The sequence below is a fragment of the Brachybacterium sp. UNK5269 genome, from assembly GCF_049266655.1.
Taxonomy (GTDB): domain Bacteria; phylum Actinomycetota; class Actinomycetes; order Actinomycetales; family Dermabacteraceae; genus Brachybacterium.
Genome location: NZ_CP184883.1, coordinates 210,992 through 223,017 on the forward strand (window position 1 = coordinate 210,992; position 12,026 = coordinate 223,017).

Annotated in this window: 9 protein-coding genes; 7 read left to right on the forward strand and 2 right to left on the reverse strand. The window is 72.1% G+C overall.

Annotated features, from left to right (window positions below; translation table 11 throughout):
• The first annotated feature begins 48 nt into the window (after positions 1 to 48).
• Complete coding sequence (locus ACOJUI_RS00970) at positions 49 to 2,454, forward strand: glycoside hydrolase family 3 protein (RefSeq protein WP_422116243.1); 2,406 nt, start codon at positions 49 to 51, stop codon at positions 2,452 to 2,454.
• 319 nt (positions 2,455 to 2,773) lie between these two features.
• Here ACOJUI_RS00970 and ACOJUI_RS00975 read toward each other — a convergent pair whose 3' ends face one another.
• On the reverse strand, positions 2,774 to 3,802 hold the full coding sequence (locus ACOJUI_RS00975; RefSeq protein ID WP_422116244.1) for a Gfo/Idh/MocA family protein: 1,029 nt from the start codon (positions 3,800 to 3,802) through the stop codon (positions 2,774 to 2,776).
• Between the two features lie 621 nt (positions 3,803 to 4,423).
• Here ACOJUI_RS00975 and ACOJUI_RS00980 point away from each other — a divergent pair.
• The gene (locus tag ACOJUI_RS00980; RefSeq protein ID WP_422117591.1) at positions 4,424 to 6,052 is read left to right on the forward strand and encodes a sodium:solute symporter family protein; all 1,629 of its coding nucleotides are present in this window, start codon (positions 4,424 to 4,426) and stop codon (positions 6,050 to 6,052) included.
• Between the two features lie 90 nt (positions 6,053 to 6,142).
• A complete protein-coding gene (locus ACOJUI_RS00985; RefSeq protein WP_422116245.1) occupies positions 6,143 to 6,271 on the forward strand; it encodes a putative transporter small subunit in 129 nt (42 codons plus the stop codon).
• Between the two features lie 75 nt (positions 6,272 to 6,346).
• Here ACOJUI_RS00985 and ACOJUI_RS00990 read toward each other — a convergent pair whose 3' ends face one another.
• Positions 6,347 to 7,282 carry an aldo/keto reductase gene (locus ACOJUI_RS00990; protein ID WP_422116246.1) on the reverse strand — a complete coding sequence of 312 codons (936 nt, stop codon included), beginning with the start codon at positions 7,280 to 7,282 and terminating at the stop codon, positions 6,347 to 6,349.
• Positions 7,283 to 7,465: 183 nt separating this feature from the next.
• Here ACOJUI_RS00990 and ACOJUI_RS00995 point away from each other — a divergent pair, with 183 nt between their 5' ends.
• From ACOJUI_RS00995 to ACOJUI_RS01010, 4 genes are all read left to right on the forward strand, one after another.
• A complete protein-coding gene (locus tag ACOJUI_RS00995) occupies positions 7,466 to 8,734 on the forward strand; it encodes a multidrug effflux MFS transporter (RefSeq protein ID WP_422116247.1) in 1,269 nt (422 codons plus the stop codon).
• Between the two features lie 193 nt (positions 8,735 to 8,927).
• On the forward strand, positions 8,928 to 9,920 hold the full coding sequence (glpX, locus tag ACOJUI_RS01000) for a class II fructose-bisphosphatase (RefSeq protein WP_422116248.1): 993 nt from the start codon (positions 8,928 to 8,930) through the stop codon (positions 9,918 to 9,920).
• 102 nt (positions 9,921 to 10,022) lie between these two features.
• On the forward strand, positions 10,023 to 10,712 hold the full coding sequence (locus tag ACOJUI_RS01005; RefSeq protein ID WP_422116249.1) for an NUDIX hydrolase: 690 nt from the start codon (positions 10,023 to 10,025) through the stop codon (positions 10,710 to 10,712).
• 64 nt (positions 10,713 to 10,776) lie between these two features.
• Positions 10,777 to 12,012, forward strand: a complete 1,236-nt coding sequence (locus ACOJUI_RS01010) for an amidohydrolase (protein WP_422116250.1) — start codon at positions 10,777 to 10,779, stop codon at positions 12,010 to 12,012.
• Positions 12,013 to 12,026 lie beyond the last annotated feature (14 nt).

Here is a 12,026-nt window from a genome sequence, read left to right on the forward strand (position 1 = left end):
TCCCCGCGACCCGCTCGACGCGACGCCGCCGACGAAAGTGCCAGCACCATGACCGACGCCCTGCTCTCGCAGTCCACCACCACCGCCGCTCCCGACGAGGACCACCGCGTCGATCCCGACCTGGTGGCGAAGGCCCGCTCCCTGGCCGCGCAGGGCACGGTCCTGCTGCACAACGACGGGATCCTCCCGCTCGCGGCAGGGTCGCGGGTCGCCGTCTTCGGCCGCACCCAGAAGGACTGGATCGCGGTGGGCTACGGGTCCGGGGGCGACGTGAACCCGCCGTACGTGACGAACCTGCTGGACTCGCTGCGTGAGGCGGGCGCCGTCCGCGTGGACGAGGAGCTCGCGGTCCGGTACGAGTCCTACTGCGCGCAGCACCCGGCCGATCCCGGCCAGGACTGGGGCAGGTGGCCCCGCTCCTTCCCCGAGCCCGTCCTCGAGGACGGCGAGATCGCAGCGGCCGCGCAGCGCAGCGACACCGCCGTGGTGGTCCTCGGCCGCGCGGCGGGGGAGGACCGCGACAACGTCCTCGAACCCGGCGCCTACTACCTGACGGACGCCGAGCGAGCCCTCCTCGACCGGGTCACCGCCGCCTTCGCGCACACCGTGGTGGTGGTGGACACCGGCAACGTCATCGACCTGTCCTGGGTCGAGGACTATCCGCTGGCCGCGGTGCTGCTGGCATGGTCCGGCGGGATGGAGGGAGCGCGGGCGGTGGCCGACGTGCTCACGGGCGCCGTGGAGCCGGGCGGGCGGCTGACGGACACCATCGCCCGCCGCTACGAGGACTACCCCTCGGCCGGGCACTTCGGGGACCCGGAGGTGACCGAGTACGTCGAGGACGTCTTCGTGGGCTACCGCTACTTCGAGACGTTCGCGCCGCAGGCGGTGCTCTTCCCCTTCGGCTTCGGCCTGGGCTACACCTCCTTCGAGGTCGTGGCGGGGCCCGCGCAGGAGGTCGAGGACACGGTGAAGGTGCAGGTCACGGTGACCAACACCGGGCAGCGGTCCGGCACCGAAGTGGTCCAGGTCTATGTGCAGGCGCCCGACGGGACGCTCTCGAAGCCCGCCCGCGCCCTGGCCGCGTTCGCCCGCACGCCGGTCCTCGCTCCGGGCGAGAGCACCGACATCCCCTTCGCCGTCGCCCTCGCCGATCTGGCCGGCTACGACGACTCCGGTGCCAGCGGCCACCGCAGCGCCTGGGTGCTCGAGCCCGGGGAGTACCGCGTCCTCGTCGGCCCCGACGTGCGCCGCGCCGCGCCGGCCGGCGGCGTCCGCGTCCCGCAGCTGCGGGTGGTCCGTCAGCTCGAGGAGGCGGCGGCGGTGCGGCCCGAGCACGCCTTCGACCGGATGGTGCTGCGCCGTGCCGAGGACGGCTCCGCGCAGGTGGCATGGGAGCCCGTGCCCACCGCGCAGGTCGACCTCCGGCAGCGGATCCTGAACCGGCTGCCCGCTGCGCTCGAACGCGTCGAGGACCCCTCGGCCTCCTTCGAGTCGGTGCTCGAGGGGACGATGACCCTGGAGGACTTCGTCGCCGCCCTGTCCCCGGAGGAGCTCACGAGCCTCGCCTACGGCGACCTCGTCATGGACAGCCCGCTCGGCGCCGCCGGCAACGCGGGCGTGCTGGGAGGGGTCACCGAGGCGCTGCGCGCACGCGGCATCCCCCCGGCGACCACCACCGACGGCCCCTCCGGGCTGCGGCTGGCCGCCTACGCCGCCCTGCTGCCCTGCGGGACCGCGCTGGCCTCGTCCTGGGATCCCGCCGCGGTGCGCGAACTCGCCGAGCTCCATGGCCGGGAGATGGTCGAGCGGGGATCCGACGTGATCCTGGCGCCCGGGATGAACATCCATCGCGACCCGCTGTGCGGCCGCAACTTCGAGTACTTCGCCGAGGACCCGCTGCTGACGGGCGTGATGGCCACCGCCATCGTGACCGGGGTCCAGTCCCAGGGCGTCTCCGCCTGCCCCAAGCACTTCGCCGCCAACAACCAGGAGACCCAGCGCACGGTCAACGACTCCCGCATCTCCGAGCGGGCGCTGCGCGAGATCTACCTGCGGGGCTTCGAGATCATGGTGCGCGAGGGCCGGCCGCAGAACCTCATGACCTCCTACAACCGCATCAACGGGGTCTGGGGTCACTACCACTACGACCTGGTCACCACGGTGCTGCGCGGGGAGTGGGGATACGACGGGAACGTGATGACCGACTGGTGGATGCGCAACGAGCCCGATCCGCACTTCCCGGCCCTGCGCGACAGTGCCTACCGGGTCCGCGCCCAGGTGGACGTGCTGATGCCCGGCGCCCAGGAGCACTTCGGCACCACCCGGGAGGACGCGATCATGGACTCCTACCGGCGCCCGGACGGCATCACCCTGGGGGAGATGCAGCGCACGGCGCTCAATGTGCTGCGCTATCTGCAGCGCAGCGGGATCACCGAGCGCCGACGGGGGTGAGCTCCGCGGGCGGTGAGCGCCGCGGGCGGTGAGCGCCGCGGGCGGTGAGGTCCGCGGGCGGTGAGGTCCGCGGCGGCGATCCGCACCGGAGCCGGGCGCCCCGCCGCTCGCTGCTGACCGGCGTTCCCGCGGGAACGTCCCTTCTCGCCTCGAGGCCATCCATCTGGTGGCCTCGACGGCGATCCGCTCAGCGCCACGGCGGTGACGGGGCTCGGATTGCGCGCTCAGGACCCGTGCGGTGCGCTGCATGAGTCCCCAGGCCGCAATGCCTCGCATGTTCCCGTCGTCGGCCGCCCCTCGGGCCGCCGTCGGCTGCCCCTCAGCCCTCCTGCGGGCCCACCCCGCTGAGGCGGTAGGCGTCCTTGAGGATCTGCAGCGAGACCATCGCCTCGCGCGGGCCGATCCAGAACGGCTCCGGGTCCTCGAGGTGGTCGTAGAAGTCCTGGATCAGCAGCTCGTGGGAGACGCCCCAGTACGAGCGGCCGCCGGAGGTCAGGGAGCGCTCGCCGTAGGAGTCCACGCGCCCGTCGGTCCAGCGGATGGTGAGCCCGCCGTCGGTGCCGCCGCGCAGTGACACGTATGCCCTCTCGCAGTCCAGCTCGAGCTCGATCGGGCGGTGCTGGGGCGCGGTGAGGGTCGCGTAGAACGAGGTGGTGACGCCGCCGGGGTGGTGCAGGAGCAGTTCGGCGGTGTCCTCGACCTCGATGACGTCGCCGAAGCGGCGTGTGGCCACATGCCCGTCGGTGCGCTCGACCCCGCCCAGCAGCCACTGCACCAGGTCCAGGGTGTGGATCGCCTGGTTGATCAGCAGGCCGCCGCCGGAGCCCTCCCAGGTCCCGCGCCAGGGCTTGGCCCGGTAGTAGTCCGCGCTGCGCGCCCAGACCACCGAGGCCCAGGCCCCGCGCACGGCGCCGAGCTCGCCGGAGCCCAGCAGGGCGTGGAGGCGCTGGCTGGCGAGGTTGTAGCGGTTCTGGAAGCAGATCCCGACCTTCGGGCCGCCGGCGGACGCCGCATCGAGCGCGTCCACCAGGCGGCGGCCGTCCTCGAGGGTGTGGGCCAGCGGCTTCTCCTGCAGCACGTGCACCCCCGCCTCGAGCGCGGTGAGCGAGGGGCCGACGTGCTGGTCGTGCGGGGTGGTGACGTGCACGGCGTCCGGGCCGACGGCGTCGATCAGCTCTCGGGTGCTCGCGAAGGTGGGCAGGCCGGTGTCGGCGGCGGCGCGGGCGAGGGCCTGCGGATCGGTGTCCGCGATGCCGACCAGCTCGAGGCCGTCGATGTCGCGGATCGCCTCGAGATGGACCACGGAGACGTCTCCGTAGCCGATCAGTCCGATGCGCCTGGTCCTCATGTGGTCCTCTTCCCTGCTCGTCGCTGTGCGGGTGACGGTCGCCGCTGCGCGCGCGACATCGCTCGTCGTCACTGTACGTGCGGATCGCGGAGCCGACGGGCCCGACCACGCTGCGGTCGTAGTGCATCGTGATGCACACGCGCTCCACGTCCTGCATTTCCATGCGTCCGGGCACTCACCGACGCTGCCGTCCGTTTGTCGGACAACCAGCGAATGCGCCACAACCTGCATTGATGGATGCTAGGTGACCGATCGGTTAGCCAACGACCGGTGCGTGTGCGAGTATCTATGCGACTCCCGCCGCGAGAGATGATCGCCGCACCGGCCGCACGACGTGTCGCCGTCGGCGTCGTCGCGTCCCCCGCCCGGAGCAGGTGCACGGCACCGCCCGGATCGGCGCCGGACCGCCCGCGCCCGGGAGTCGCATGCCGGTCGGCTCGCTGGAGAAGCCACCCGAGCTCTGCGCGTGGATCGCGGAGGCGGACGACCGGACGGGATCGAACGACGAACGCATCGTCCGGAACGAGAGGAAGTCCAGTGCCGCCCGCGCCAACAGGTGAGATCGTCCAGCTCGGAATCATCGGAGTCGTCCTGCTCCTGCTGCTGTTCTACGGGGGCACGATGTGGATGTCGGTGTCGATCTCCCGCAGGAGGGAGAACGCCGACGACTACATGACCGCCGGCAACCGCATCGGCTTCGGCGTCTCCGCCGCATCCATGACCGCCACCTGGATCTGGGCGTCCTCGATGTACGCCTCGGTGACCGCGGGCTACACCTATGGCATCTCCGGCCCCATCCACTACGGGCTCTGGGGCGCGCTGATGATCCTGTTCATCTACCCCTTCGGCAAGCGGATCCGGAAGGTCGCCCCCCGGGCCCACACCCTCGCCGAGGTCATGTACGCGCGGCACGGGCGCTCCTCGCAGCTGATGCTCGCCGGCTCCAACGTGCTGGGCTCGGTGATCTCGCTGACCTCGAACTTCATCGCCGGCGGCGCCATCATCGCGATGCTCTCCCCGCTCAGCTTCGGCGCCGGCATCGTGATCGTCGCCGCCGGGGTGCTGATGTACACCCTGTGGTCGGGCTTCCGCGCCTCCGTGCTGACGGACTTCGCCCAGGTCCTGGCCATGCTGGGCGCGGCCGCAGTGATCATCCCCGCGGTGTTCCTGCTCGCCGGCGGCCCCTCGATGTTCGCCGAGGGCGCGGCCGCCGGTAACGTCACCGCGCAGCAGCAGAGCTTCTTCTCCTCCGAGGCGTTCATGAACCAGGGCGCCCCGTACATCGCCGCGGTGCTCGCCTACGCGATCGGCAACCAGACCATCGCCCAGCGCCTGTTCGCGGTCCGCGAGGACCTCATCAAGCCCACCTTCATCACCGCCACCATCGGCTACGGCGCGACCGTGATCGGCATCGGCATGCTCGGCGTGATGGCGCTGTACCTGGGCGTCCAGCCCGCCGGCGGCGACGTCAACAACCTGATGCCGCAGATGGTCGGCACGTACCTGCCCCTCGCGCTGGTGGCTCTGGCGTTCGTCATGATCATCGGCTCGCTGTCCTCGACCGCGGACTCCGACCTCTCGGCGCTCAGCTCCATCGTGATGACCGACATCTACGGCCAGTCCGTCGGCCGCCGGAACGCCGACCCCAAGCTCATGCTGCTGATCGGGCGCCTCACCATGATCGTGGCGACCGCCGCGGCGCTGTACTTCGCCACGGCGCGCTTCAACATCCTGGACCTGCTGGTGTTCGTCGGCGCCCTGTGGGGATGCCTGGTGTTCCCGGTCATCGCGTCGTTCTACTGGAAGAAGGTCACCAACCTGGCCTTCTCGTTGAGCGTGATCACGGCGCTGCTCATCTTCCTGCCGGTGCGCTTCCAGCTGATCCCGCTGACCGGCGCCTGGGCGCTGGTGGTCGAGCTGCTGGCCATCCTCGGCGTGGGCGTGGTGCTGGGCATCATGTGCTTCGGCTTCTTCGGACTGCGCCCGGCCGTGATCGTCGGCGCCGTGGCCACCCTCGCGGTGCTGCCCTTCGGTGTCGGCTCCCTGCGCGACTACGAGACCCTCAGCGGCTCGCTGGTCGCCTACTCGGTCTCCTTCCTGGTCTGCTACCTGCTGAGCGTGCGCTCCTCCCAGGACTTCGACTTCGCCGAGATCCGCCGGGTCACCGGTGACTTCGATACGGAGACGCCGACGGCCGACGAGGTCACCGGCGATGCCGCCGTCCCGGCGGCGCGTCCCGCCGACCGCTGAACCGCCCCCGGCGGCGGCCGCACCCGGCCGCCGCGCCCCGCGCGGCACCGTGCTCGGCACGGTCCGCGCCTCGAACGAAGGAGAACAGCCATGACCGCCCTGCTGACCGTCTACGTGCTGATCTGGCCGGTGCTCGTGCTCGGCATCCTGGTCACCATCGCCCGCGGCTTCGCCAAGGATGTCCGGGAGGCCCGCGCGGAGGGCCGCACGATCATCTGACCGACGACGGCGCCCGCCGCCCCCGGTGCGGGGACGGCGGGCGCCGTCGTCATCATCGGCCGCGACGGCCGCGGCTCAGGGCACGATCCACCCGGCGGCCCGGAACAGCTCGTACCACTCGGCGCGCGTGAGCGGGACCTCGGAGCCGGCCGCGGAATCGGTCACCCGCTGCGGGGTGGTGGTGCCCAGCACCACCTGCATCTGCGCGGGATGGCGGGTGATCCACGCGGTCGCGATCCCCTCGGGCGTGACGTCGTACTTGGCGGCGAGACGGTCGATCACGGCGTTGAGCTCGGCGTGCTCGGGATTCCCGAGGAACACGCCGTCGAAGAATCCTGCCTGGAACGGGGACCAGGCCTGGACGGTGATGCCGTGCAGGCGGCAGTAGTCCAGCACCCCGCCGCCGTCGCGCACGACGGACTGGTCCAGTTCCTGCATGTTCGCGGCCACGCCCTGGGCGATGATCGTGGAGTGGGTGATCGAGAGCTGCAGCTGGTTGGCCACGATCGGCTGCTGCACATGGGCGGCGAGCAGGTCGATCTGGCGCGGGGTGTGGTTGGAGACGCCGAAGTGGCGCACCTTGCCGGCGGTGTGCAGCTCGTCGAAGGCGCGCGCGACCTCTTCCGGCTCCACCAGGGCGTCGGGGCGGTGCAGCAGCAGGATGTCGATGTGCTCGGTCTGCAGGGCGCGCAGCGAGCCCTCGACGGACTCGATGAGGTGCTCGTAGGAGTAGTCGAAGTACGGGCCGTCCGGGACGATGCCGGCCTTGGTCTGGATCGTGACCTGCTCCCGCTCGGAGGCGCTGAGCTGCAGGGCCTTGGCGAAGCGCTCCTCGCAGTGGTGGAGCTCGCCGCCGTAGACGTCGGCGTGGTCGAAGAAGTCGATGCCCGCATCGCGGGCCGTGCGCACCAGGGTGCGGATCTCGTCGTCGGACTTCTCGGCGATGCGCATCAGCCCGAGCACCACGTTCGGGGCGGTGATCTCGGTGTGCGGCAGGGTGAACTGCTTCATGGGTGACCTCGGAACGCGGAGGAGCGGGGGGCGGTGCCCGGTGGGCGGCCGTGCGCCGGAACTGCAGCGCCAGGGGCGAGCCTAGTCGCGCCCTGCCCGGCGCGCACCCGCGCCGCGCAGGACGCGCGCGAGCGCTTTCCATCCTCCGGGACGAAGGTGCGGCCCGGCGCCGCCCTGCCTAGGATGGATGCAGTGTCCACGCCGCTCCCCGCCTCCCACAGCCCTTCCACCCCGCAGCGCCGGCAGGCCGGTGCGCGCCTCACGCTGACCCTCGCGTCGCTGGCGATGATCGGTCCGTTCACGATCGACACCATCTTCCCGGCCTTCACCCGCATCGGGGCGGAGTTCGGCGGCGACGAGGTGGCGCTGCAGCAGCTGATCTCGGCGTACCTGGCGGCCTTCGCGGTGATGTCGATCTTCCACGGCCCGCTCTCGGACGCCCTGGGCCGCAAGACCGTCATGATCGGCGGCCTGGTCATCTACCTGATCGGCATGTTCGGCTGCGTGCTGGCCCCGAACCTGGAGAGCCTGATCCTGCTGCGGGTGCTGCAGGGCATGAGCGCCGGCGCCGCCACCATCGTCTCGCGCGTGGTCATCCGCGACATGTTCTCCGGCTCCGAGGCGCAGCGCCTGATGGCCCGGGTGATGATGATCTTCTCGGTCGCCCCGGCGATCGCCCCGATCCTCGGGGGATGGCTGCTGCTGCTCGGGGACTGGCGCTGGGTGTTCGCGGGCGTCGGGATGTACGGCGTGGTGGTGCTGATCCTGACCACCCGGCTGCCGGAGACGCTCCCGCCCGAGGAGCGCTCCCCGATGCGCATCCGCTCCCTGCTGGCCTCGCTCGTGCACGTGGGCCGCTCGCCGATGATGCTGCGGATCGCGGGCGCCTCCGCCTTCGGCTTCGCCGCCCAGTTCGTCTTCATCGCCGGCGCCTCCCCGCTGGTGGTGCGACTGCTGGGGCTGGGCGAGCAGGACTTCTGGGTGCTGTTCGTGCCGCTGATCATCGGCATGATCTCCGGGGCCTGGCTGGTGGGCAGGGCCGCGAACCTGATGGACCGCAGCCGGCTGATCTCCCTGGGCTTCATCGGCGCGGTCCTGGCGGCCCTGGTGAACTTGGGGCTGGTCTCGCTCGCCCCCGAGTACGGCGGCGGCCTGTCCTGGTCGCTGCTGCTGGCGGTGGTCGGTCCGGGGCTGATCGCCTTCGCGGTCGCGCTGGTGTTCGCGCCCATCCAGCTCGAGGTGCTCGACCTCTTCCCGCACCAGCGCGGGGCCGCGGCCTCGCTGGGCACCTTCTTCGGCCTGGTGCTGAACGCGCTGCTGGCCGGGGCGGTCGCGCCGCTGGTGACCACGAACCTCACCGTGCTCGCCCTCTGCTCGCTCAGCTTCGCCGCACTCGGCGGGGCGCTCTGGGTCTGGCACGTGCGCGCGGTGCGTCGCTCGATGGGGGTCTGAGCCTCCGGCCGACCAGGCGCCGACCGCGCACCCCGGGGCCACCGTGCCTCCGACCAGCGATCCGACCGAATCCGCCCGGTCGCCGGGAGCGCCCGGTAGAGTCGATCACGCACGTCAGGCGAGGATCGGCCGGCCGGAACGGCGGCGCCGACCCGTCGCCCCCAGCCGCGCTCGATGACGAGGGAGACCCCTGATGACCGTCCCTGCCTCCACCCCCACCGCCCCGGACCGCAACCTCGCCCTCGAACTGGTCCGCGTGACCGAGGCGGCCGCCATCGCCGGCGGCCGCTGGGTGGGCGCGGGGGACAAGAACCGGGCCGACGGCGCCGCGGTCGACGCGATGCGCTCCTTCATGGACACCGTGCGCATGAACGGCACCGTCGTGATCGGCGAGGGGGAGAAGGACGAGGCGCCGATGCTGTTCAACGGCGAGCAGGTCGGCGACGGCACCGGCCCGGACGTCGACGTCGCGGTGGACCCGATCGACGGCACCCGCCTGACTGCGCTCGGCTACAACAACGCGCTGGCGGTGTTCGCGGTGGCGGAGAAGGGCAGCATGTACGACCCGTCGGCCGTGTTCTACATGGAGAAGATGGTGGTGGGTCCCGAGGCGGCGGACTTCGTCGACCTGCGCCTGCCGATCAAGCAGAACATCACCCTGGTGGCCAAGGCGCTCGGCAAGCCGGTCAGCCAGGTCACCGTGTGCGTCCTGGAGCGGACCCGCCACGAATCGCTGGTGCGGGAGATCCGCGAGGCCGGGGCGCGCGTCAAGTTCATCATGGACGGCGACGTCGCCGGGGCGATCGCCGCCGCCCGCGGCGCCGGGGTGGACATGCTGCTGGGCACCGGCGGCACCCCCGAGGGCATCATCGCCGCCTGCGCGGTGAAGGCCACCGGCGGCATGATCCAGGGGCGGCTCGCCCCCACCGACGACGAGGAGCGGCAGCGGGCGATCGACGCCGGCCACGACCTGGACCGCGTGCTGACCACCTCCGACCTCATCACCTCGGACAACTGCTATTTCGCGGCCACCGGCATCACCGACGGCGACCTGCTGCGCGGGGTGCGCTACCGGTCCGACCGCATCATCACCGAGTCGATCGTCATGCGCTCCACCTCGGGGACCGTGCGGATCGTCGAGGCCGAGCACCGCGCGGAGAAGTGGGACCGCTGGCTCTCCGCCTGAGCGTGCGGCGACCGGCGGGTCACTCCGGGACCGCACTTACTACCCGTGAGTCACCTCGCGGCGTGGTGTCACAGTGACCAGAACCCCGCCTACTCTCAGTCCATGAGCGCTGCCTCCGCCGAGATCCGAGTCGCCGTCGACCTCACCGTCCTCACCCTGCGGGACGGGGCGCTGAGCGTCCTGCTGATCCAGCGGGAGGACGACCCGCACCGCGGCGCCTGGGCCCTGCCGGGCGGCTTCGTCGAGGCCGACGAGGACCTCGAGGACGCCGCCTACCGGGTGCTGGCCGACGAGGCCTCCCTCGGCAGCGGCGCCGTGCACCTCGAGCAGGTGCGGACCTTCGGCGCCCCGGGCCGCGACCCCCGCGGGCGGGTGGTGTCGGTGGCCTTCATGGCCCTCGGCGCCGACCTCCCGGACCCCCGCCGCGGTGAGGACGTGGCCGACGCCCGCTGGTGGGCGCTCGCCGATCTCGCCGACGTCCAGCTGGCCTTCGACCACGCCGCGGTGCTCGAGAGTGCCGTCGAGCGCGCCCGCAGCAAGCTCGAGTACACCACCCTGGCGGTGACCTTCCTGCCCGAGGAGTTCACCATCTCCCAGCTGCGCGGGGTCTACGAGAGCGTCTGGGGCACGACCCTGGATGCGGGCAACTTCCACCGCAAGGCCACCCGCACCGACGGCTTCCTCGTCGAGCTCGCCAAGCACGCCGCCCCCACCGGCGGCCGCCCCGCGCGGCTGTACCGCGCCGGGACGGGCGCCTACCTGATCCCTCCGCTGCTGCGCTCCGGGGACTGACCCGAGGCGAACGACCCGAGGGACCGATCGGGCCGGACCCCGGCCGCCGTGGCAGGATCGATCCGTGATCACCGACGCCACCCACCCGGACCCCGCGAGAGCCGCCCTGGCCAGTGCCTACGCCGCCCGGCGCGAGGAGGTCCACGCCCTCGCCCGCGCGCTCCATGCGGATCCCGAGACCGCCTTCGAGGAGCATCGCGCCCATGACCGCTGCGCCGACCTGCTCGAGGCGGCCGGATTCAGCGTCGAGCGCGGCGTCGCCGAGCTGCCCACCGCCTTCCGCGCCACCCTGGGCTCGGGCTCCCTGGTCGCCTCCCTCTGCGTGGAGTACGACGCCCTGCCGGAGATCGGCCACGGCTGCGGCCACAACCTCATCGCCGGCGCCTCGCTCGGCGCCGCCCTCGCCCTGGTCGACGCGGTCGCGGATCTCGATGTGACCCTGCAGGTCATCGGCACCCCGGCGGAGGAGCACGGCGGCGGCAAGCAGCTGCTCATCGACCGCGGCGTCTTCGACGGGGTCCACCTCTCGCTGATGTCCCATCCCGTCACCCACACCGACACCTATGACGTGCTGGGCTCGACCAGCCAGGCCGTCGGCCGCTGGCGCGCGACCTACACCGGCCGCGGCGCCCACGCCGCCGCGAACCCCAGCGACGGGATCAACGCCAACGACGCCGCCGTGATCGCGCAGGTCGCCGCCGGGCTGCTGCGCCAGCGGGTCCGGGACGGGCAGCGACTGGCCCTGGTGCCCCAGCAGTCGGGCCTGACCAACATCGTCCCCGAGACCGCGGTCCTCGACTTCGAGTGCCGCGCCCGGACGATGCCCGAGTTCGAGCAGCTGCGCCGGCAGCTGTTCGCCTGCCTCGAGGCCGGGGCCGTCGCCACCGGCGCCACCCTCGCGATCGAGGCCACCGAGCCGGTCTACGAACCGCTGCAGCAGGACGAGGTGCTCGGCGCCGCCTGGAACGCGGCGATGGAACAGCTGGGCCGCCCCCTGCAGGGCTCGCTCGGCGTGATGGCGGCCTCGACGGACATGGGCAACGTCTCCCAGCGGGTGCCCGGCCTGCACCCCTTCGTGGGCATCACCGGCGCGGGCGGCGCCCTGCACACCCGCGAGTTCGCCGCGCACGCCGTCTCCGCGGAGGGTTTCGCTCTGCTGGACGACGCCGCCGTCGCGATGGCCTGGGTGATCCGGGACGTGGCGGCCACCCCCGCCTCCCGGTCCGCGATCCGGGAGCGGGCGGCCGCGCTGGCCGACGCCTACGCCGCTCGGGGCGCGGCGGTCGAGGACTCCGTCTGAGCCCGGAGCGCGGA

Bases quoted from the DNA above. Each gene is read 5' to 3' on its own strand.
- ACOJUI_RS00970 (WP_422116243.1), top strand. From the start codon at position 49: ATGACCGACGCCCTGCTCTCGCAGTCCACCACCACCGCCGCTCCCGAC.
- ACOJUI_RS00975 (WP_422116244.1), bottom strand. From the start codon at position 3,802: ATGAGGACCAGGCGCATCGGACTGATCGGCTACGGAGACGTCTCCGTG.
- ACOJUI_RS00980 (WP_422117591.1), top strand. From the start codon at position 4,424: ATGTGGATGTCGGTGTCGATCTCCCGCAGGAGGGAGAACGCCGACGAC.
- ACOJUI_RS00985 (WP_422116245.1), top strand. From the start codon at position 6,143: ATGACCGCCCTGCTGACCGTCTACGTGCTGATCTGGCCGGTGCTCGTG.
- ACOJUI_RS00990 (WP_422116246.1), bottom strand. From the start codon at position 7,282: ATGAAGCAGTTCACCCTGCCGCACACCGAGATCACCGCCCCGAACGTG.
- ACOJUI_RS00995 (WP_422116247.1), top strand. From the start codon at position 7,466: ATGGATGCAGTGTCCACGCCGCTCCCCGCCTCCCACAGCCCTTCCACC.
- glpX (WP_422116248.1), top strand. From the start codon at position 8,928: ATGACCGTCCCTGCCTCCACCCCCACCGCCCCGGACCGCAACCTCGCC.
- ACOJUI_RS01005 (WP_422116249.1), top strand. From the start codon at position 10,023: ATGAGCGCTGCCTCCGCCGAGATCCGAGTCGCCGTCGACCTCACCGTC.